Origin of the sequence: Pseudoduganella sp. R-43 (genome assembly GCF_049913255.1) — a bacterium.
GTDB lineage: Bacteria > Pseudomonadota > Gammaproteobacteria > Burkholderiales > Burkholderiaceae_D > Rugamonas.
This window is the reverse complement of record NZ_CP183988.1, coordinates 6,091,463-6,110,588: the sequence shown is the minus strand read 5'-3', so window position 1 is coordinate 6,110,588 and position 19,126 is coordinate 6,091,463. Positions and strand designations below refer to the sequence as shown.

Here is a 19,126-nt window from a genome sequence, read left to right as displayed (position 1 = left end):
ATGATGCTTGGAGGAAATCAACATGGAAACTTCGACAATCTACGTCAGCCATGCGCTGCCAGCGCGCGGCCTGTTGCGGCGCGTCGACAAGGCGCTGGGCCGGGTTGGCGGACTGCCGGCCAGCGCGCGCCAGGCCAGCCAGCATATGGTGGCGCTTGAGTTGCGCGACGACGTTTTCTGCTGGCCTTGCGTATTGCAGCGCATGGGCAGCCGCGCCGCGCTGGCGGGCCTTGCCTTGCGCCTGGCATCTGCCTTCGGCTCCAGCCACGCCATCGTGACGCCGCGCGCCGGGGCGGGCGCCGGCACGGCGTGGGATGATTTTGCGGCCGAGGCCACGCTGCCTGAGATGCTGGCGCACCTGGAAGCCTGCGCAGGCTCCTGCATCTACCTGCTGTCCGATGGCCACCTGGCCGCGGCGCCGGATGCCCGCCTGGCAGGCGGCTATTGCGTGTTCAGGAAGCCGGCATAAATATTTGCTGCACTGCGATTATTGGATAGTTTCCGCGAGGAACCTGTGGTCTATCATGGCCGTATCAAGAAATCGCGGAGGTGCCGAGAGATGGTGTACTTGCTTACTGCATTGCTGGCCGGGGTGGCAGTGCTGATGCTGTGCCTGATCGCCCGCCTGGGACGCAAGTCGCAAGCCCTGCTGGCTGCGACGCTGCCGTGGCTGATCAATGTCGGCCCGGCGCTGGCAGCCGGTTCCGACCACCTGGTGCGCTCGGTGATTTTCGCGGCAGTCGCCAGCCCGCTGGTGTTCGCCCTGATCTGGCATATGCCTATCGTCCGCGTGGACGAGGCGTGATCGCTTACTTTACCGCCTTCTGCCTGGCGGCCCTGGGGATCTGGCAGTCGCGGGCGGTAAGCCGGAAACGCGCTGTGCAGGGCCTGTTCGGAACGGCAGCGATCATGCTGCTGCTGGCCGCGGTGGTGTGGCAGCTGACGCGAACCATGTCCGACGTGCGCTACGCCTTGTTGCTGGCTGCGGGCTATGGCTTGGCGGGCGCCGCGCGCCTGCTCCTCAAATCCGGCGCATGACCGCTTCCACGTAGGCCGCGCCGTCCGGCGGCACGCCGCGGCGCTGGGAATTCCAGATCATCTCTCCCAGGCACTCCATGATTTCGTGGTGCGCGGCGTGTTCGGTGCCCAGCTTGCGTGCCAGTCCAACAAAGGCTTCGCGAATGCCGCGCGGCTGGTCGATCGACAGCTGTTCGGTGATCGACAGGTGCATCGACAGGTGCAGGAAAGGGTTGGCTTCGCTGCCTTCGACCGAGTAGTCGCGGGCGATGGCCGCTTCCACATCCTTCAACTGGTCGTGGTACTCGGGGTGCGCCATGATCCAGTCACGGGCGATCAGTTCGATCGGGTCCATGATTTCATTGGCGTTGGCTTTGCGGTAGACGTCGCAGAAGAAGCGGCGAACGTCGTGGGAAGACGGGGTAAACATGCCGCCATTGTACCTTGCTGCGCCAGGGTGTATCCTGCGCCCCTTTCTTTGCTGCTTTTTTGATAATGCCGGGATTCCTGCCGTTTTTCTTTGTCGACCATGCGCTCTATGAAGGCGCGCCCAAGGTGCCGGCCGCCATCGTGCTGCCGGTGAAGGTCGAGGGCGTCGATTGCTATGCGCAGCTCGACACCGGTGTCGCGGGCGCCGTCGTCTGGCACAGCGAGGGCGGCGAGGGACGCAAGGAGGTGACGCTCGAACTTGCCGGCTTGCGTCGTGCGGTCGCCGCGAGCTCCGCCAGCCTTGCCTTGCTGGAGCAGGGGCGCTGCACCGAAGGCGTGATTGCCACCATCGGCAACGAATTCTTCGAACAGGGCACGCTGGAGCTCGACCTGGCCGGATCGCGCTACCGCTGGCAGCAGGGCGCGGCGCTGCAGCAGGCAGCGGACGCGCAAGCCATGCGCTACGCGCGTTGGGGCGGGGCGGGCGGCCAGCCCCTGGTGACGGTGCGCGTGGCCGGCGGCGAGCCGCAGGCTGCCCTTCTCGATACCGGCTCCGCGGCGTTTGGCCTGAACGGCCATTCGGCGCAGGCGATGGCCGCGCTGACCGGTGGCACTGCGCTGCGCGACGAGCGGCGCTTTTCTGCCAACGCGTGGGGCAGGCAGCTGCCTTGCGTGATGGGAACGGCGCCGCGCACCCTGGAGATCGGCGACAGCATCAAGCTGCCCGCCTTCCTGGCCGGCTATTGCGAGGGCCTGGGCTTCGAGCCTGGCGAACCTCTCGCCGGCGTGGTGGGCTTGCACCACTTGCTGGGCAAGCTGCTGGTGATCGACTATGTGTCGCAGCGCTGGGCCTTGCGCCAGCCATAAAAAAAGCTGCCCTCTCGGGCAGCTTCTTCATTCTTTCGTTACCAGTTCCGTTGGCGGCGGCGTCACCGCGGGCTGCTGCGGCTTGTCGCTGCTGCGCTGTCCACGCTGGCCATGCGGCTGGCGCAGGTAGCGCGAGGAATGGCGGCGGTCGCCATGCGCCGGCCAGGTCAGGAAGCGCGATAGCTCCTGCAAGGCGCGCTGGTAGACTTCGCGCTTGAATTCGATCACCACGTCCAGCGGAACCCAGTAATCATGCCAACGCCAGGCGTCGAACTCGGGATGGTCGGTCAGGCGCAGGTTCACGTCGTTGTCGCGCGCGCACATGCGCAACAGGAACCAGATCTGCTTCTGGCCACGGTAATGGCCGCGGATTTCCCGCTTGATGAAGTGATCAGGCACCTCGTAACGCAACCAATCGCGCGTGCGGCCGATAATCTTGACGTGCTCCGGACGCAGGCCGATTTCCTCTTCGAGCTCGCGATACATTGCTTGCTCCGGCGTTTCACCGTACTTGATCCCGCCTTGCGGGAACTGCCACGAGTGCTCGCGCACCCGCTTGCCCCACCACACCTCGTTATGCGAGTTGAGCAGGATGATGCCGACGTTGGGGCGAAACCCTTCACGATCGAGCATATTGCACCTCAAACTTTCTGTGGCCGAGGCGTCCTCTTATATTTTTGACTACAAATCCAACTGCAATAGCGCTCTTTGTATAAAGTTTGGACGCATCGGGCCAGCTAATCCTTTAAAATTAGGTCGATTATAACTCTCTCTTTTTAAAAAGAATTCACCGATATGCGTGCATCTCGTTTTTTTATTTCAACCCTCAAGGAAGCTCCATCTGACGCGGAGATCGTCAGCCACCAGTTGATGATGCGCGCGGGCATGATCAAACGCCTCGGTTCCGGCATTTATACCTACATGCCGATGGGCCTGAAAGTGATCCGTAAAGTCGAAGCCATCGTTCGCGAGGAAATGAATAATGCCGGCGCAATTGAGCTGCTGATGCCTCTGGTACAGCCGGCGGAACTGTGGCAGGAAACCGGCCGCTGGGACAAGATGGGTCCGGAGCTGCTGCGCGTCAAGGACCGCCACGGCCGCGACTTCGCGATCCAGCCGACTTCCGAGGAAGTGATCACCGACGTGGTGCGTAGCGAGATTAAATCCTACCGCCAGATTCCGTTGAATTTTTACCACATCCAGACCAAGTTCCGCGACGAACGCCGCCCGCGCTTTGGCCTGATGCGCGGCCGCGAATTCACCATGAAGGATGCTTATTCCTTCGACCGCGACCTGGAAGGCATGCAAAAGTCGTACAAGATCATGTTCGACGCCTACACCCGCATCTTCACCCGCTTCGGCCTGAAGTTCCGCGCGGTGGCGGCCGACAACGGCGCCATCGGCGGCACCGGTTCGCATGAATTCCACGTGATCGCCTCCACCGGCGAAGACGCCCTGGTGTACTGCCCGACTTCCGACTACGCGGCCAATATGGAAGCGGCGGAAGCGGTGGCCACCGGCACCCGCGCCGCAGCCGGCGCCGCCCTGGCCAAGACCTCGACCCCGAAAGCTGCCAAGTGCGAAGACGTGGCCAAGCTGCTGGGCATCGACCTGAAGCAGACCGTCAAGACCATCGCCCTGACCGCCGACAAGGAAGACGGCTCCAAGCAGCACTTCATGCTGCTGCTGCGCGGCGACCATGAGCTGAACGAGATCAAGGCCAGCAAGGTGCCCGGCCTGGCCCAGAACCGCTTCTCCACCGAAGCCGAAATCCTGGAAATCTACGGCTGCAAGCCTGGCTACCTGGGGCCGATCGGCACCAAGGGCCCTGTGACCGTGGTGGCCGACCGCACCGTGGCGCTGATGTCCGACTTCGTGACCGGCGCCAATGAAGAGGATTACCACTACACCGGCGCCAACTGGGGCCGCGACGTGGCCGAACCTGCCATCGTGGCCGACCTGCGCAATGTGGTCGAAGGCGACGCTTCGCCGGACGGCAAGGGCGTGCTGGCGATCGAGCGCGGCATCGAAGTGGGCCACGTGTTCCAGCTCGGTACCGCTTACTCCGAATCGATGCAGGCGACCTTCCTGGACGAGAACCAGAAGCCTGCCCCGCTGCAGATGGGCTGCTACGGCATCGGCATCACCCGTATCCTGGGCGCCGCCATCGAGCAGAACTTCGACGACAAGGGCATCATCTGGCCGACTTCCCTGGCGCCGTTCGAACTGGTGCTGTGCCCGATGGGCATGGACCGCTCGGAGCTGGTCAAGGTAGAAACCGAGAAGCTGTATAACGCGGCCGTGGAAGCGGGCATCGACGTCATCCTGGATGACCGGGGCCAACGCCCGGGCGCCATGTTCGCCGACTGGGAACTGATCGGCGTGCCGCACCGCGTGGTGATCGGCGAGCGTGGCCTGAAGGAAGGCAACCTGGAATACCAGGGCCGCCGCGATACCGAAGCGACTGCCGTGCCGGTCGCCGATGCCCTGGCCTTCATCAAGGGCAAAATCCAGAAGTGATCGCCATGGCAAGGGATTTGCCAAAGCAGGGACGTGACCGCCGCCGCTGGTGGGCGCGTCCCCTGCGCTGGTGGCATACGCTGGCCTTCGCCACCGGCGTGCTGTGCGCGCCGTTCGGCTTTGCCGGCAACCAGAAAGAGGAGGCGCTGGCCGACAGCGTGCGGCTGGCGCTGTCCAACGCCATCATGGATGCCCGGCCGCCCAAGCCGGTGTTCCTCAACCCCACCGACCGCGCACAGTACGACAGCTGGTATGCGGCCATGTCGGATCGCCTGAAGCGCAAGCTGCCGGACGAATTCACGCGCCGCGAATTCCTCGAAACCGCGTGGTACGAGGCGCGCCGCGCCGGCCTGGACCCGGGCCTGGTGCTGGGACTGATCCAGGTTGAGTCGGCCTACCGCAAATATGCGGTGTCGATCGTCGGCGCGCGCGGCTATATGCAGGTGATGCCGTTCTGGACCAATGTGATCGGCGACCGCGACCGCTCCAAGCTGTTCAATATGCAGACCAACCTGCGCTATGGCTGCTCGATCCTGCGCATGTATATCGACATGGAGCAGGGCAACCTCTACCTGGCCCTGGGCCGCTACAACGGCAGCCGCGGCCGGCCTGAATATCCGAACGCGGTGCTGGCGGCGTGGAACAAATGGAAGCTGTAACCGTCTTGCGCCGGCTTGGCATGCTGCTGGCGGCGGCAGCCTGCACGGCGCCGTCGCTGGCGCTGGCGTGCAAGAGCGATCCGCCCGGCGAGGAGGACAGCCTCACCATCTGCCAGGAAGATTATCCGGCCGATGCGCCGCGCTTCGAGGATTATCCCGCCAGGCCCTATACGGGCCCGGTTGCGGCCGTGCGTTGGCGGGCGGACCCGCAGGCGCGCCTGTACCGCACCATGTTGAAGAAGGCGGCGCAGGAGCAGCGCCCGGATTTCGCCGGTCATTTCATCGTGGCGCAATGGGGCTGCGGCAGCAGCTGCGTGATGAACAAGATCATCGATGCCCGCACCGGCAAGGTGTTTCATCCGGCCGGTGTCGAAACCAATATCGTCATCAATATCGACGGCCCCTTGTTCGATAGCGGCGGCATGCTGCGCTATCGCGTCGACAGCCGCCTGTTCATCCTGATCGGCGAGCCCGAGGAGGACGAGAAACGGCGCGGCATTTCATTTTTCGAATGGACCGGAAGCCGCATGAAGCTGCTGCGCCACGTCAAAGTTCCGCGTGCGTGACATTCCGTGCATATGTGTGCGGGCGGCGGCGATTACACTTTGCGCCTCTCCAACACACGCAGGTGTGCAACCATGCAATTGAATAAGATCCTGATTTCCCTGACCTGGCTGGCCTTTGCCGGCAATGCCGCGGCATTGTCCTGTGACGAGCAGCTTGGCAAGGCAAAGGCCGCCGAACTGGTCAAGCAATGCAAGAATGTCTCTCCCGCCACGCGTCCGCCATGCAATGCCGCAAACAGCTGCGAGATGATCACCGACGAAATCAAGCGAGGCTGCAAGATCCTGGGCGATGATGCGCCCGCGTACTGCCCGCCTGTCCCGACCGAACTTGTCAAGGGCAAACTGGTCGGCGGCGGCGGCCTCGATAACTATTCCTTGAAGATCCGCACGGAGAACGGCAAGGAGATCCAGGCCTATTGCACGACCCACTGCGGCGACTGGTTTACCGAGCCGGACAAGGACGACGTGGTGAGCTTGAAACCGAGCTTGCGCGGCAAGCCGGTGAGCGCCCGCATCGCCACCGAACGCAATAATGGCCGCATCGCCGGGCCAGACGATGCCGACAGGCTGGTCTTCATCAAGAGTGCCGCCATCGGCGGCAATTAACGCGGCAGCAAGAGCGCGCTGGCGCTGACCATCGCGAATAGCAGGGCGCCCAGCGGCAGCAAGCCGTAATGCAGGAAGGGCGCCACCAGTTGCGTGGCGCCCGCAACGCAGGCAAAGGCCAGGAACATCAGCAGGCCCGCGCCCTTGCCGGCATCGTCCCCGGCCGCATGCAGCGCGCCGCCCATGGTGGCGGGGCCGCGCAGGCCAAGGCCGCCGCAGAACAGGGCCGCGAGCACGGCCAGCGCCACCAGGCCGCGCGTGCCGGCCAGGCCCGCCAGGGCCATTCCCATCAAGCCCGCGCCTGCCAGGAATTGCAGCAGCGTCCCGCTGCGCACCAGCCATTGCTGGCCAAGCCGCTTCACCAGCCTTACCGCGGCCGAGGCGCCAAGCATGAAGGCCAGCACGCCGCAGATCTGCAAGATGGCGAAGGCTTCGATTCCCAGCCCGAGGGCATGCGTGACCAGCACCGGCGCGCTGGCGACATACATCAGCAGGGCGCCGAACATGAGGGCGTAGCTCAAGGCGTAGCGCAGGTAGCGGCGGTTGCGCAGCAGCGGGGCATAGCCGCGCTGGGCGGGCGTCGCGGCGGGATGCGCCGATGCCGGGGCCGGCGGGCGGCCGACAATGCGCGCGACCAGCGGCAGCAGCAGGAGCGACATGGCGGCGATCAGCCAGAACGTGGTGCGCCAGTCGGCGTACAGCACGATCGCGGCGCCGGCTACCGGCCCCACGGCGGGAATGGTCGATTCGGCCATGGCGACCATGGCCAGCGCCTTGACGGCGTTTGCTTCGTTGAAGCGGCGCCGTATCAGTGCGGGGACGGCAACGGTGGCCGCGCCTGCGCCCAGTCCTTGCAGCAGGCGGCCCGCCAGCATCCAGTCGATCCCCGGCGCCATGGCGCACACCAGGCTGCCGCCGCCAAGCAGGACGGTGCCCGCCATGATGGTGCGGCGGTCGCCGAAATGATCGGCGGCCCAGCCCCAGGCGAGCTGCGACAGGGCCAGCGCTGCCATGAACAGCGCCATGGTCGCCTGTGCGGAAGGGATCGAGGCGCCAAGCTCCGCGGCCATCACCGGAATGGCGGGCAGGTACAGGTCCGAGGCCAGCAGGCCCAGTGCGGTCAGGCTGGCGAGGGGAAGGGCGAGGCGGTGGAGTGCTTGCATGGCGGCCGGCTAATGCTCAACATGGGCGGAGCGCCAGATGAAGAAGGGCAGCACGGCTGCTCCCGCAATCACCATCAGGGCGGCAGTGCCGAACGTGATGAGTGCCGTGTCTTCCACATTGCCCCTGGCCGTGCACTGGATGGCGGCGGCGGCGACGGCATGGCTGGCAAACTGCAGCAGCGACAGTCCGGCGCGCGCCTGCTGGCCCGCCGCTTTCAGCGCTCCCGCAGCCAGCGGCATTGCGCAGGTCGAGAAGCCGCCGCAGAGCATCGCCCAGCAGCCGAGCAGGTAGTAGAAGGGATCGACCCCTTTCTCCAGTTCGTTCCAGGCCACGATGAAAACGGCCATCATGATCATCATTGCGATGCCGCCTGTGACCCGTTGCCTCGTCGGCCCCTCCGGGCTGCTGTAAGACAGCAGCAACATGATTGAAGCGCCGGCGGCCTGCAGCAGTGCAATGTGGCCGGCGCCAAGCCCCAGGTCCATGGAGGCCATGACTGGCAGGGCAGCTGCGCCGGCCGCCAGGGCGCCGAAGCACATGGCATGGCAGGCGGCATAGCGCAGGTAGGCAAGGTTTCCCATCAACTCCCCGAACTGGAACCTGTCGCCGGCACTGATGCTGCCGGCCGGGGTGGACGCCAGCAGGACGAGCAGCAGCAGGCCCGCCGCTGCCGCCAGCCAGAACGCTTGGCGCCAGCTGGCGCACAGCACGAACAGCGCCCCAACCGCCGGCGCCAGGATCGGAATGGCGCCATCGGCCAGCAGCCGCAGCCCGCGGCTTGAATGGGCCCGCATCAGCAGGGGCAGCAGGGCCGCCGCCGCACCCACGCCAAGGCCCTGCAGGATGCGCCCGGCCTGCAATTCCCACGGTGCCTGGGCCAGCGCGCACATGGCGCCGCCGGCGCCGAACAGCAAGGCGCCGGCAAGCAGTGCTGTGCGCTTGCCCAGCGCATTGGCGGCCCAGGCCGACAGCAGGTGGGACGATGCCAGGGCTGCCATGTACACAGCCAGCAAGGACCGGGTGGCGGGAAGGGACAGGCCGAGCTCCTTGCCGAGCGCCGGCAAGGCGGGCAGCACGGCGTCGAAGGCCAGCGGGCCGAGGGCGGCCAGGCTGGCGAGCGACAGGGCAGTGTGAAGGCGTGGGTGCATAAAAAATAAAAGCCCCGAGCGCGTGGCGTCGGGGCTCCTCGAATGGCTGCAACAGCCAGAAGCAGCTTATTTCAGGTGGTCGGAAATCAGCTTGGTCATTTCAAACATGGAAACCTGGGCTTTGCCGCCGAAGACAGCTTTCAGCTTGTCGTCCGCATTGATCATGCGGCGGTTTGCGGCGTCCTGCAGGTTCAGTTTCTTGATGTAGTCCCAGACTTTCTTGGTCACTTCGGTACGCGGCAGCGGTGCGGAACCGACTACGGCGGACAGTGCGCTCGATGGTGTCATCGCCTTCATGAAGGCTGCGTTAGGTTTACGTGCGGCTGGTGCGGCTGCTTTCTTTGCTGCTGGCTTGGCGGCTGCCTTGGCCGGAGCAGCTTTTTTTGCTGCTGGCTTGGCGGCGGCTTTCTTTGCTGCTGGTGCTGCTTTCTTGGCTGTTGCCATATTCGAGCCTCCTTAACAAACAAATGGATAATTGCGCAATACTATCGCACGGCTAATATTGGCGGGGGTTTGCAGCTTGTGCAAGTGTTTTTGTGGGTTTTTTAGGGGAAACAAGACTTAAACACAAAAAAAGCCGCCCGAAGGCGGCTTTTTGCGGCTTGGCGGGGCTTAGCGCATGCCCGGCATCATGCCTTTCATCGAGCGCATCATCTTCATCATGCCGCCGCCGGACAGTTTTTTCATCATGGTCTGCATCTGTTCGAACTGGGTCAGCATGCGGTTCACTTCCTGCACCTGGACGCCGGCACCGGCCGCGATACGGCGCTTGCGCGCCGCCTTGATCAACTCCGGCTTGGCGCGTTCCTGCGGCGTCATCGAGTCGATGATGCCGACCATGCGGCGCACCTGCTTTTCGGCTTGGTCCATGTTGGCGCCGGCCGCCGCTTGCTGGAATTGGGCCGGCAGCTTGTCGAGCAGGCCGGACATGCCGCCCATTTTCTTCATCTGCGCCAGTTGCGCCTTGAAGTCGTTCATGTCGAACTTGCCGCCCGACTTGACCTTGGCTGCCAGCTCGGCCGCCGCCTTGGCGTCGACGTTCTTCTGCGCTTCCTCGACCAGGGCCAGGATGTCGCCCATGCCCAGGATGCGGTTGGCCATGCGCTGCGGGTCGAACGCTTCCAGGCCGTCCAGCTTTTCCGACACGCCGGCGAACTTGATCGGCTTGCCGGTGATGTGGCGCACCGACAGCGCCGCACCGCCGCGCGAATCGCCATCGAGCTTGGTCAGCACCACGCCGGTCAGCGGCAGCGCATCGTTGAAGGCCTTGGCGGTGTTGATCGCATCCTGGCCCAGCATGGCGTCGACCACGAACAGGGTTTCGATCGGCTTGACCGCGCCGTGCACGGCGGCGATCTCTTTCATCATCTCTTCGTCGATACCGAGGCGGCCGGCGGTGTCGATGATCAGCACGTCATGGTGGTGCTTCCTGGCCCAGTCGAGGGCAGCCAGGGCGATGTCGACCGGCTTGTCCTGCGCGGTGGAAGGGAAGAAGTCGGCGCCGACCTGGCCGGTCACCGATTGCAGCTGGGCGATCGCGGCGGGACGGTAGACGTCGGCCGAAACGGTCAGCACCTTCTTTTTCTTCTGCTCTTTCAGGTACTTGGCCAGCTTGCCGACAGTGGTGGTCTTGCCCACGCCCTGCAAGCCCGCCATCAGGATGATGGCCGGCGGCTGCTGGGCGAACGAGAGCTGGGAGGCTTCCACGCCCAGGTCGGCGCCCATCAGGGCGCCCAGTTCGCGCTGCACCACGCCGACCAGGGCCTGGCCCGGGGTCAGCGAGGAAATCACTTCTTCGCCGAGGGCTTTTTCCTTGACCTTGGCGATGAATTCGCGCACGGCCGGCAGGGCGACGTCGGCCTCCAGCAGCGCCATGCGCACTTCGCGCAGCATGTCGGCGGTGTTGGATTCGGTCAGGCGGGCCTCGCCGCGCATCGTCTTGACGACTTTGGCAAGGCGCGTAGTCAGGTTGTCTAGCATTGGTGGCCTACTAATTAATAGAGAGTGGCGCGATAAGCGGAAAATCCCGCCATTTTACCTTAGGAGCCGGCTTCGGCGGCAGCGTCCGGCGGTGACCCCGGGTCTCTCACGAAATGTCACTATCTTGCACAAATTTGCGAAATAAACAAAGTTTCTTCTTGACAAGACATGCGACCCACGTGCATCTTGTTCATAAATTAATTTTATGGATAAACCTTGTGCAGACGCTGGCCGTTCCAGACCTGATCAATCTATTCGCGCCCGGCCGGCGGCGCGCACTGCGCCATTGGCGCCTCGCTGCGCTGGCGGCAGCGGCCTGCGTCGCCCTGTACATCGGCTGGCAGCTGGCGCGTCCCGCCATCGTCGACCAATTGGCCGAGGCTTTCCCGCCAACGCTTGAAACCCGGCTGGGGCAGGACATGCTGCGCGAACTCGATAGGCAGGCGTTGCAGCCCAGCGAGCTGTCGGAAACGCACCGGGCCCGCATCAGCGGGGCCTTCGCCAGCCTGCAGGCGCCGCATGAGGGCGCGCCGCGCCACCGCCTGCTGTTTCGCAGCAGCCAACTGGGCGCCGCAGCCTTCACCCTGCCATCGGGCGACATCATCCTGACCGACAGCCTGGTGCTGGCGCTGCCCGACGATGGCGCGGTGCTGGCGGTACTGGCGCACGAGCTGGGCCACCAGCAGCAGCGCCACATGCTGCGCCGCCTGGTGCAGGAAGCCATGCTGCCGGCGGCAAGCGCGGTGGTGCTGGGCGACACCAACTGGCTGGTTTCCAGCATGGCGGCGCGGGCGCCGCACCTGGAGTGGCCGCAACAAGCTGAAATCGAAGCCGATAACTACGCCGCCGACCTGCTGGAGCATAACGGCCTGTCCTTGCGCCTCCTGACCGAAGTGCAGGAAGCGCTCAGCGGCGCGGCCGGCACCACCGGCACGCCCGGCGCCGAGCGCGCCTACCTCGCGATCCATCCCCCGTGCGCGGAACGCCTGGCGCAACAGCGCGAACGCAGCGCCCTTTAAGCGCCACTGCCTTCAATGTATGATGGGCGCGCGGCCGCGCAGGCCAAAATTCACTAAGGAGACCTGGATGAAACTGGAACGTATCGGCAAGGCCGCGGCCCTCGTGGCGCTGGCAAGTTTGGTGGCTGCTGGAAGCGCGCAGGCGCAGGAAGTGGTGCGGCTGGGGAACCTGAAGTTCGCCCACTACGGCGCCGTGTCGTACATCAAGGAGATCGCGCCGAAATGCGGCATCAAGGTCGAAGAGCGCGTGTTCGCCAAGGGCCTGGACGTGATGTCCGCCGTGCTGGCCGGCGAGCTTGACGTGGGCGCTACCGCTTCCGAGGCGGCCATTTCCGGCCGCGCCGGCGGCGCCCCGATCTACGTGGTGGCCGGTTTCGCCAAGGGCGGGGCGCGCCTGGTGGGCCGCAGCGACTTGAATCTCAAGTCGGTCAAGGACCTGAAGGGCAAGAAGGTCGGCGTGACGCGCGGCGGCATCCAGGAAGTGCTGCTGCTGGCAGAACTGCAGCAGGCCGGCCTGACGGTTTCCGAGCAGCCGGGCAAGGACGTGCAAACCGTGCTGCTGGCCTATGCGGACCTGAACCAGGCCCTGCTCGGCAAGCATATCGACGCCATGATGCAGTCGGAGCCGCAGTCGTCGCAGGCCATCAACAAAGGCTACGGCACCGAGATCCTCAAGCCTTACAACACCCCGATCGGCGAGCCGATCCGCACCATGGTGATGACCGAGAAGTTCTACAAGGAGCGCCGCCCGGTGGCGGAGAAGTTCATGCGCTGCTTCGTGGAGGCGACCAAGACTTTCATCGACCAGCCGGCCACCGCGGAAAAATATGTGCGCGACACCGTGTTCAAGGGCCAGATCACCAGCGACGATTTCCAGGACGCGATCGGCAACTCGCCGTATTCGTACGACGTGACGCCTGAGCACATCCAGGTCACCACCGACATCATGGTCAAGACCGGCGTGGGCAAGATGGCCAAGCCGCCGGTGGCCAAGGACTGGGTCAAGACTGATCTGCTGGACCAGGCCAAGAAATCGCTGGGCGTCAAATGAAGGTCGCATGGCGGGACGTCGCTGTCGGCCTGGTGGTGCCGGCAATGCTGGTGCTGGCCTGGCATCTCGTGACCTACCGCGGCTGGGTCAATCCGCAGGCGCTGCCGTCGCCGGAGGCGGTGGCGCGCAAATGGGTGGAGTACCTGCTGCCGCTGCAGCCTTATGACGGCTGCGGCAACTGGCTGGCCTGGGCCTTCTCCGGCGAATTGATCCACGATGCGATCGGCAGCATGTACCGCGTGCTGCTTGGTTTTGCCATCGGCGGCGGGCTGGCGCTGCCGCTGGGCCTGGCCATGGGCGCCAGCGCCCACGCCTACCGCCTGTTCAATGTGCTGGTGCAGATCATCCGTCCGGTGCCGCCGATCGCCTACATCCCGCTGTCGATGCTGTGGTTCGGGCTGGGCAACCCGCCGGCCATCTTCCTGATTTCGCTGGGCGCCTTCTTCCCGGTGCTGATCAACACCATCGCCGGCGTGCGCCAGGTGGACGGCATCTACCTGCGCGCCGCGCGCAACCTCGGCGCCTCCGGACCCACCATGTTCCTGCGCGTGATCCTGCCGGCCGCCGTGCCTTCCATCCTGGCCGGCGTGCGCATCGGCATCGGCACGGCATTCATCGTGGTGATCGTGGCGGAAATGGTGGCAGTGAACAACGGCCTTGGCTTCCGCATCAGCGAGGCGCGCGAGTACTTCTGGTCGGACAAGATCATCGCCGGCATGATCACCATCGGTTTGCTCGGCCTGGCCATCGACGTCGCCATGGACCGCCTGAACAACCACCTGCTGCGCTGGCACCGCGGCCTGGAGAGCTGAATGAGCGCTGCACATATTGAAGTCAAGGGCGTCACCAAGGTCTTCGGCACCTCGGTGGTGGCGCTGCAGGGCATCGACCTGGAGATCCCGCGCGGCCAGTTCGTCTGCCTGCTGGGGCCTTCCGGCTGCGGCAAGTCGACGCTGCTGAATGCCATCGCCGGCTTTTCCCCGCCCACCCGCGGCAGCATCGTCGCCGACGGCAAGCCGGTGGCCGGCCCGGGCCCGGAGCGCGGCATGGTGTTCCAGGAGTACGCGCTGTTCCCGTGGATGACGGTGGCCGACAACGTGGCCTTCGGGCTGGAGATCAAGGGCATGCCAAAGGAGCAGATCGCGTCCACCGTGGACAGGCTGCTCAAGACCCTGTCGCTGCAGGACTTCCGCCACCGCTTCCCGAAAGACCTGTCGGGCGGCATGCGGCAAAGGGTGGCGATCGCGCGCGTGCTGGCGCTCGATTCGCCGATCATGCTGATGGACGAGCCGTTCGGTGCGCTCGATGCGCTGACCCGGCGCGACCTGCAGGACGAGCTGCTGCGCATCTGGGACCAGCAGAAAAAGACCATCATCTTCGTCACCCACAGCATCGAGGAGGCGATCTACCTGGCCGACCGCATCGTGGTCATGACCTACCGCCCCGGCACGGTCAAGCGCGACATCCTGGTCGACATGCCGCGCCTGCGCGATCCGTCGTCGCCGGAATTCAATGCCCTGAAGCGCGAGCTGGGGCAATTGGTGATGGAAGAACAACAACGCCATCACAACGACGAGTTGCGCGCGGCGGCGGTTGATTAGCAGGGGTCTGGCACTGACATGTGACACGCGCAGCGTGTTGCATGTCAGTGCCTGACCCCATGGTGTTCAGGTGTTAAACTTACCGGATGCAAACTTACTTCCTGCTCGCAGCAACGCTGCTTTACCTGATTTGTGGTTTTCTCCCGTCGCGTAAATCCGTGCCTATCGCCGCGCTGACGGCCGGCGCCTGGCTGCTGCACGGGGCGGCGCTGTGGGTCGACGTGATGGTGCCAGGCTCGCTGCGCATCGGCTTTGCCACCATGCTGTCGTCCGCGCTATGGATTTCGGTCGGCGCCTACTGGCTGGAGAACCAGAATTACCCGCTGGATGGCCTGCGCCGCATCGTCATGCCGGTGGCTGCCCTGGCGGTGGCCCTGCAGGCCGGCTTTCCCGGCTCGCTGGTGCCGATGGCGGGCCGTTCCACCATGCTGGGTTGGCACATTGCCATCGCCACGCTGGCCTACAGCACGCTGACCATCGCCGCCTTCCATGCCGTGCTGATGGCGCTGCAGGAGTCGCGCCTGCATACGCGCAGCGACAGTCCCGGCTTTTTCGCCGCCGCGCTGGACCAGTTGCCGGCCCTGCTGACGATGGAAAAGCTGCTGTTCCGCCTGATCGCCTTCGGCTTCGTGCTGCTGAGCCTGACCGTCCTGTCGGGTATCGTCTTCAGCGAAGAATTGTTTGGGCGGGCGCTGAAGTGGGACCATAAATCGGTGTTCACCCTGCTGTCCTGGGTCCTGTTCGCAGCCTTGCTGGCCGGGCGTCATTTCCGCGGCTGGCGCGGCAAGACGGCCCTCAGCTTCACGCTGGCGGGTTTTGCGACCCTGCTGCTGGCCTATGTCGGCAGCCGTTTTGTCCTGGAAGTGGTTTTACATCGAGGTTTGGCATGACACGACTCCTGTTCTGGCTGGCGCTGATCTTCCTGGTCATCGCCGCCGTCCGCAGCAAGCTGCGCAAGATGAGCGGCCCGCCGCAGGGCGGTAGCTCGCCTGCGCCGCAACAGCCGCGCGCGGCCGAGCCGCAACAGGCCGAGAAGATGCTGCAATGCGCCCATTGCGGCGTGCATTTCCCTGCCTCCGAAAACGTGCCTGCCAACGGCCGTGACTACTGCTGCGCGGCGCACGCCCCGCATTAAGCCGCAGCGTGTTCGCCCGTCTCCATACCCTGTCGGCCGCCTCGCGCGACACCTTCTGGCGCTCGCTGAAGGCGCTGGGCGCGACCCGCATCGTCATTGCCCTGGTCTTGCTGCTGTACTTCAGCGCCGGCAAGCTGACGCTCCCGGAACTGTCGGTGCAGGTGTGCATCGCCTACCTGCTGCTGGCGGTGGGGATGCAGGTGCTGGCTATCCGCTGGCGCCGCCATTTCATGCTGCAGCTGATGTCGCAGGTGGCCTGCGACCTGACCTGCATCTCCTTGCTGTACCTTGCATCGGGCGGCCTGCGCTCCGGCCTGGCCATCCTGTACCTGTTCCCGCTGGCCGGCTGCGCCATCCTGGCGCCGCTGGTGCTGTCGCTGTTCAGTGCTTCGCTGGCCACGCTGTTCATGCTGGCCCATAGCGCCTACTTCGCCATTGCCGGGGAAGATTCGTCGGTGCTGCAGGCCGGCTTGTACGGCGTCGCCTGGTTTGCCGTGACGCTGGTGGTGAACCGCATGGCGGCGCGCCTGATCGGCCAGGAAGAACTGGCGGCGCAGCGCGGCATTGAAATCGGCGTGCAGCAGGCCGTCAACCGCCTGGTGATCGCGCATTCGGCCGACGGCATCCTGGTGGTGGGAGCGGACGGCACCATCCATATGAGCAATCCGGCAGCGCAGCAGATGCTGGGCGGCGCCGCGCAGATGCTGGATGGCGCAGCCCTGCAGCCGATTGTGCTCGCTTACGAAACCTGGCGCAACGACCCGCATCAGGCCAGCGCCTTCATCACCGTCAAGCCGTTCGAGGACCCCCGGAAGGAAGACATGACGGCTGCCTGGAATTCGCGGCGCGACGTAGCGCTGCACCTGAAACTGCGTTTCGCCGCCGCCGATACCAACGGCCTGGACGTGGAACGCAACGTGATCTTCCTGGAAGACGTGACCAGCATCGAGGAAAAGGCGCAGCAGCTCAAGCTGGCCTCGATGGGCCGCCTGACCGCCAGCATCGCGCACGAGGTGCGCAATCCGCTGTCGGCCATCGGCCACGCCAATTCGCTGCTGGAAGAGGATTTGCACGCGCCCGTGCACAAGCGCCTGCTGAAGATCATCGCCGACAATGTGGCACGCGTGAACCGCATGGTGGAAGACATCCTGCAACTGTCGCGCAAGGCGCAAAACCACCATGAGCCGATGGAGCTGGAAAGCTTCCTCAATGACTTGAAGGCGGAATTCGACGAAACCCATAAGCTGGACAGCAAGATCGTCTGCCTGGGCGGCATGCGCCAGGTGGTGGTGCGCTTCGATCCGCTGCACCTGCGCGAAGTGCTGATCAACCTGCTCAACAACGCGGTGCGCTACGCCAGCGGCACGCCGGCCAGCATCCGCGTCTTCATCGTGCAGGTGGCCGGCCGGCCGCTGGAACTGCACGTGCAGGACGATGGCCCCGGCATTTCGCCGCAGGTGCGGGCCCACCTGTTCGAGCCGTTTTATACTACGTCGAGCAAAGGCACGGGCCTGGGGCTGTATCTGGCGCGTGAATTGTGCTCGAATAACGAAGCCATGCTGGACTACGAACACCGCTTCGAAGCCAGCGTGACAGAGGGCGGTGCGCGCAAATCGAGCGGCCGTTTTGTGATTACATTTGCGAAAAACACATGACTTCTCCACGTGTCCTGGTCGTCGACGATGAAGCCGACCTGCGCGAACTGCTGGAAATTACCCTGCTGAAGATGGGGCTGGACGTGGACAGCACCGAAACACTTCAGCAAGCACGCCAGCTGTTTGCCGAAAAAGACTTCCAACTGGTGCTGACCGACATGCGCTTGCCCGACGGCCTTGGGCTGGACCTGGTGCGCGAGGTGGCTGCCAGCGGCAAGAATATCCCGATTGCAGTCGTGACGGCCTTCGGCAGTGCCGAAAATGCCGTGGTGGCGCTGAAGGCGGGCGCCTTTGACTATGTGAGCAAGCCGGTGCAGCTGGAGCAGTTGCGCGTGCTGGTGCAGTCGGCGTTGAAGCTGAGCGACAGCGCCCCGGCTGCCGCCCCGGCGCGCGGACAGGCGCAAGGCAGGCTGCGCGGCAGTTCGGCTGCGATCCAGGCCCTGCGCGCCCAGATTGCCCGGCTGGCGCGCTCGATGGCGCCGATTGCCATCAGTGGCGAGTCGGGCAGCGGCAAGGAGCTGGCGGCGCGCGAAATCCACGCCCAGAGCTCGCGCGCGGACAAGCCGTTCATCGCCGTCAACTGCGGCGCCATCCCGGAAGCCCTGATGGAGGCCGAGTTCTTCGGCTACCGCAAGGGCGCGTTCACCGGCGCTTCCGACGAGCGCGACGGCTTCTTCCAGGCTGCCAACGGCGGTACCCTGATGCTGGACGAGGTGGCCGACCTGCCGCTGGCCATGCAGGTCAAGCTGCTGCGCGCGATCCAGGAACGGCGCGTGCGCAAGATCGGCGCCACGGCCGAGGAGCCGGTCGACGTGCGGATCATTTCAGCCACCCACAAGAATCTGGAAAAACTGGTGGAGAACGGCCTGTTCCGGCAGGACCTGTTCTATCGCCTGAACGTGATCGAACTGCGCCTGGCGCCCTTGCGCGAGCGGCTTGACGACCTGGACGAACTGGTCGAAGCCATCCTGGCGCGGCTGGGGAGCTTTGAGCAAAAGGTGGTGCTGGCGCCCGGCGTGCTGGACGTCTTGAAAGGCTACTCCTTCCCGGGCAATGTGCGGGAGCTGGAGAATATCCTGGAACGCGCGCTGGCATTTTCCAATGATGGCGTGATCTCGGCGGAAGACCTGGCGCTGAAAGGCGGTTCGCTGCCGGCGCCAGTGCCAAGCCCTGCGCCCGTGGCCGCGCCAGCCGCTCCTGCCAGCCCGGAGCCCAGCCAGGCTGCCGCCCAGCCGGCCAGCCCGGCCGCCACGCCAGCGCCGGTGGCAAGCTTGCCGGCCGAAGCCCCTGCAGGGGCGGCCGCAGCAGGCGGCGCGCCGGCCATGCCGCAGCTGCCGGCGTTCAATGTCCAGGCAAGCAGCCTGCCGGCCTACCTGGAAGCGGTCGAGCGCGACATCATCACGCGTGTCCTGGCCCAGGCCAACTACAACCGCACCCAGGCCGCCCAGCTGCTGGGCATCAGCTACCGCCAGCTTCGCTACCAGATGCAGAAGCTGAACATCCAGGACCCAGGCTAGCAGTTCGCGGCGGCGGGGCGCCCGCCGCCCGATTGGTCTATAATCCCGGTCCGCCGCGAAAATCCCCTTGATTGATGTAGCGTTTTCGCCAACGCACAACCGTGTGCTGCGCCGCAACATTGCTTATTAAATCAGCACGCAAAAAGCTGTGTTAGTGCTCGCTCACCGCCGATCGCCTGTAGCGATGGGGGA

22 protein-coding genes are annotated in these 19,126 nt (G+C 64.8%); 16 read left to right on the top strand and 6 right to left on the bottom strand.

The genetic code is table 11. From position 1 onward, the window contains the following. The first annotated feature begins 22 nt into the window (after positions 1-22). The 3 genes from ACN9M3_RS27895 (at position 23) to ACN9M3_RS27885 (ending at position 1,038) form a co-directional block, all read left to right on the top strand. Positions 23-469 (top strand): hypothetical protein, encoded by a 447-nt coding sequence (locus tag ACN9M3_RS27895; protein ID WP_426164955.1) that lies wholly within the window; start codon positions 23-25, stop codon positions 467-469. Positions 470-559: 90 nt separating this feature from the next. Then, positions 560-805 carry a hypothetical protein gene (locus ACN9M3_RS27890; protein WP_426164953.1) on the top strand — a complete coding sequence of 82 codons (246 nt, stop codon included), beginning with the start codon at positions 560-562 and terminating at the stop codon, positions 803-805. After that, positions 802-1,038 (top strand): hypothetical protein, encoded by a 237-nt coding sequence (locus tag ACN9M3_RS27885; protein WP_426319285.1) that lies wholly within the window; start codon positions 802-804, stop codon positions 1,036-1,038. Before ACN9M3_RS27890 ends, ACN9M3_RS27885 begins: the two co-directional genes overlap by 4 nt. Here the strand turns inward: ACN9M3_RS27885 and ACN9M3_RS27880 are convergent. Continuing rightward, positions 1,022-1,447, bottom strand: coding sequence for a DUF1841 family protein (locus tag ACN9M3_RS27880; RefSeq protein ID WP_426319284.1), 426 nt, complete (start codon positions 1,445-1,447; stop codon positions 1,022-1,024). The genes ACN9M3_RS27885 and ACN9M3_RS27880 overlap by 17 nt on opposite strands. A gap of 65 nt (positions 1,448-1,512) precedes the next feature. Between ACN9M3_RS27880 and ACN9M3_RS27875 the strand changes: the two genes are divergently transcribed. Continuing rightward, positions 1,513-2,313 (top strand): hypothetical protein, encoded by an 801-nt coding sequence (locus tag ACN9M3_RS27875; protein ID WP_426164947.1) that lies wholly within the window; start codon positions 1,513-1,515, stop codon positions 2,311-2,313. Positions 2,314-2,340: 27 nt separating this feature from the next. On the opposite strand, the gene ACN9M3_RS27870 is transcribed toward ACN9M3_RS27875, so the two are convergent. Then, positions 2,341-2,946, bottom strand: coding sequence for an RNA pyrophosphohydrolase (locus ACN9M3_RS27870; protein ID WP_057260876.1), 606 nt, complete (start codon positions 2,944-2,946; stop codon positions 2,341-2,343). A 162-nt stretch (positions 2,947-3,108) separates the two neighbouring features. On the opposite strand from ACN9M3_RS27870, the gene ACN9M3_RS27865 reads away from it, so the two are divergent. From ACN9M3_RS27865 to ACN9M3_RS27850, 4 genes are all read left to right on the top strand, one after another. Beyond that, the gene (locus ACN9M3_RS27865) at positions 3,109-4,833 is read left to right on the top strand and encodes a proline--tRNA ligase (protein ID WP_426319283.1); all 1,725 of its coding nucleotides are present in this window, start codon (positions 3,109-3,111) and stop codon (positions 4,831-4,833) included. A gap of 5 nt (positions 4,834-4,838) precedes the next feature. Next, positions 4,839-5,492 carry a lytic transglycosylase domain-containing protein gene (locus ACN9M3_RS27860; protein ID WP_426164943.1) on the top strand — a complete coding sequence of 218 codons (654 nt, stop codon included), beginning with the start codon at positions 4,839-4,841 and terminating at the stop codon, positions 5,490-5,492. Further along, entirely contained in the window at positions 5,480-6,058 is a 579-nt protein-coding gene (locus ACN9M3_RS27855) for a hypothetical protein (protein WP_426319282.1), read from the top strand. Before ACN9M3_RS27860 ends, ACN9M3_RS27855 begins: the two co-directional genes overlap by 13 nt. 72 nt (positions 6,059-6,130) lie before the next feature. After that, positions 6,131-6,664 (top strand): hypothetical protein, encoded by a 534-nt coding sequence (locus tag ACN9M3_RS27850; RefSeq protein ID WP_426319281.1) that lies wholly within the window; start codon positions 6,131-6,133, stop codon positions 6,662-6,664. On the opposite strand, the gene ACN9M3_RS27845 is transcribed toward ACN9M3_RS27850, so the two are convergent. The 4 genes from ACN9M3_RS27845 to ffh all read right to left on the bottom strand — a co-directional run bounded on the left by ACN9M3_RS27845 (position 6,661) and on the right by ffh (position 10,956). Then, entirely contained in the window at positions 6,661-7,827 is a 1,167-nt protein-coding gene (locus ACN9M3_RS27845) for an MFS transporter (RefSeq protein ID WP_426319280.1), read from the bottom strand. The genes ACN9M3_RS27850 and ACN9M3_RS27845 overlap by 4 nt on opposite strands. Positions 7,828-7,836: 9 nt before the next feature. Further along, positions 7,837-8,976, bottom strand: a complete 1,140-nt coding sequence (locus ACN9M3_RS27840; protein ID WP_426319279.1) for an MFS transporter — start codon at positions 8,974-8,976, stop codon at positions 7,837-7,839. Between the two features lie 66 nt (positions 8,977-9,042). Beyond that, positions 9,043-9,420, bottom strand: coding sequence for an SWIB/MDM2 domain-containing protein (locus ACN9M3_RS27835; RefSeq protein ID WP_055929217.1), 378 nt, complete (start codon positions 9,418-9,420; stop codon positions 9,043-9,045). A 168-nt stretch (positions 9,421-9,588) separates the two neighbouring features. After that, the gene (gene ffh / locus ACN9M3_RS27830) at positions 9,589-10,956 is read right to left on the bottom strand and encodes a signal recognition particle protein (protein WP_426164932.1); all 1,368 of its coding nucleotides are present in this window, start codon (positions 10,954-10,956) and stop codon (positions 9,589-9,591) included. Positions 10,957-11,174: 218 nt separating this feature from the next. On the opposite strand from ffh, the gene ACN9M3_RS27825 reads away from it, so the two are divergent. The 8 genes from ACN9M3_RS27825 to ACN9M3_RS27790 all read left to right on the top strand — a co-directional run bounded on the left by ACN9M3_RS27825 (position 11,175) and on the right by ACN9M3_RS27790 (position 18,934). Then, the gene (locus tag ACN9M3_RS27825) at positions 11,175-11,975 is read left to right on the top strand and encodes a M48 family metallopeptidase (protein WP_426164930.1); all 801 of its coding nucleotides are present in this window, start codon (positions 11,175-11,177) and stop codon (positions 11,973-11,975) included. A 67-nt stretch (positions 11,976-12,042) separates the two neighbouring features. Further along, on the top strand, positions 12,043-13,026 hold the full coding sequence (locus ACN9M3_RS27820) for an ABC transporter substrate-binding protein (protein ID WP_426164928.1): 984 nt from the start codon (positions 12,043-12,045) through the stop codon (positions 13,024-13,026). 44 nt (positions 13,027-13,070) lie between these two features. Then, positions 13,071-13,838 (top strand): ABC transporter permease, encoded by a 768-nt coding sequence (locus tag ACN9M3_RS27815; protein ID WP_426323872.1) that lies wholly within the window; start codon positions 13,071-13,073, stop codon positions 13,836-13,838. Continuing rightward, entirely contained in the window at positions 13,839-14,627 is a 789-nt protein-coding gene (locus tag ACN9M3_RS27810) for an ABC transporter ATP-binding protein (protein WP_426319278.1), read from the top strand. 86 nt (positions 14,628-14,713) lie between these two features. Beyond that, the gene (locus ACN9M3_RS27805; RefSeq protein ID WP_426164924.1) at positions 14,714-15,517 is read left to right on the top strand and encodes a cytochrome C assembly family protein; all 804 of its coding nucleotides are present in this window, start codon (positions 14,714-14,716) and stop codon (positions 15,515-15,517) included. Further along, positions 15,514-15,762 (top strand): PP0621 family protein, encoded by a 249-nt coding sequence (locus ACN9M3_RS27800; RefSeq protein ID WP_426164922.1) that lies wholly within the window; start codon positions 15,514-15,516, stop codon positions 15,760-15,762. Before ACN9M3_RS27805 ends, ACN9M3_RS27800 begins: the two co-directional genes overlap by 4 nt. Before the next feature lie 8 nt (positions 15,763-15,770). Beyond that, a complete protein-coding gene (locus ACN9M3_RS27795; protein ID WP_426319277.1) occupies positions 15,771-17,417 on the top strand; it encodes an ATP-binding protein in 1,647 nt (548 codons plus the stop codon). Beyond that, positions 17,414-18,934 (top strand): sigma-54-dependent transcriptional regulator, encoded by a 1,521-nt coding sequence (locus tag ACN9M3_RS27790; protein WP_426319276.1) that lies wholly within the window; start codon positions 17,414-17,416, stop codon positions 18,932-18,934. Before ACN9M3_RS27795 ends, ACN9M3_RS27790 begins: the two co-directional genes overlap by 4 nt. Positions 18,935-19,126: the final 192 nt, after the last annotated feature.

Coding starts and splice junctions, on each gene's coding strand:
- ACN9M3_RS27895 (WP_426164955.1), top strand. CDS start 23: ATGGAAACTTCGACAATCTACGTCAGCCATGCGCTGCCAGCGCGCGGC.
- ACN9M3_RS27890 (WP_426164953.1), top strand. CDS start 560: ATGGTGTACTTGCTTACTGCATTGCTGGCCGGGGTGGCAGTGCTGATG.
- ACN9M3_RS27880 (WP_426319284.1), bottom strand. CDS start 1,447: ATGTTTACCCCGTCTTCCCACGACGTTCGCCGCTTCTTCTGCGACGTC.
- ACN9M3_RS27875 (WP_426164947.1), top strand. CDS start 1,513: ATGCCGGGATTCCTGCCGTTTTTCTTTGTCGACCATGCGCTCTATGAA.
- ACN9M3_RS27870 (WP_057260876.1), bottom strand. CDS start 2,946: ATGCTCGATCGTGAAGGGTTTCGCCCCAACGTCGGCATCATCCTGCTC.
- ACN9M3_RS27865 (WP_426319283.1), top strand. CDS start 3,109: ATGCGTGCATCTCGTTTTTTTATTTCAACCCTCAAGGAAGCTCCATCT.
- ACN9M3_RS27860 (WP_426164943.1), top strand. CDS start 4,839: ATGGCAAGGGATTTGCCAAAGCAGGGACGTGACCGCCGCCGCTGGTGG.
- ACN9M3_RS27855 (WP_426319282.1), top strand. CDS start 5,480: ATGGAAGCTGTAACCGTCTTGCGCCGGCTTGGCATGCTGCTGGCGGCG.
- ACN9M3_RS27850 (WP_426319281.1), top strand. CDS start 6,131: ATGCAATTGAATAAGATCCTGATTTCCCTGACCTGGCTGGCCTTTGCC.
- ACN9M3_RS27845 (WP_426319280.1), bottom strand. CDS start 7,827: ATGCAAGCACTCCACCGCCTCGCCCTTCCCCTCGCCAGCCTGACCGCA.
- ACN9M3_RS27840 (WP_426319279.1), bottom strand. CDS start 8,976: ATGCACCCACGCCTTCACACTGCCCTGTCGCTCGCCAGCCTGGCCGCC.
- ACN9M3_RS27835 (WP_055929217.1), bottom strand. CDS start 9,420: ATGGCAACAGCCAAGAAAGCAGCACCAGCAGCAAAGAAAGCCGCCGCC.
- ffh (WP_426164932.1), bottom strand. CDS start 10,956: ATGCTAGACAACCTGACTACGCGCCTTGCCAAAGTCGTCAAGACGATG.
- ACN9M3_RS27820 (WP_426164928.1), top strand. CDS start 12,043: ATGAAACTGGAACGTATCGGCAAGGCCGCGGCCCTCGTGGCGCTGGCA.
- ACN9M3_RS27815 (WP_426323872.1), top strand. CDS start 13,071: ATGCTGGTGCTGGCCTGGCATCTCGTGACCTACCGCGGCTGGGTCAAT.
- ACN9M3_RS27810 (WP_426319278.1), top strand. CDS start 13,839: ATGAGCGCTGCACATATTGAAGTCAAGGGCGTCACCAAGGTCTTCGGC.
- ACN9M3_RS27805 (WP_426164924.1), top strand. CDS start 14,714: ATGCAAACTTACTTCCTGCTCGCAGCAACGCTGCTTTACCTGATTTGT.
- ACN9M3_RS27800 (WP_426164922.1), top strand. CDS start 15,514: ATGACACGACTCCTGTTCTGGCTGGCGCTGATCTTCCTGGTCATCGCC.
- ACN9M3_RS27790 (WP_426319276.1), top strand. CDS start 17,414: ATGACTTCTCCACGTGTCCTGGTCGTCGACGATGAAGCCGACCTGCGC.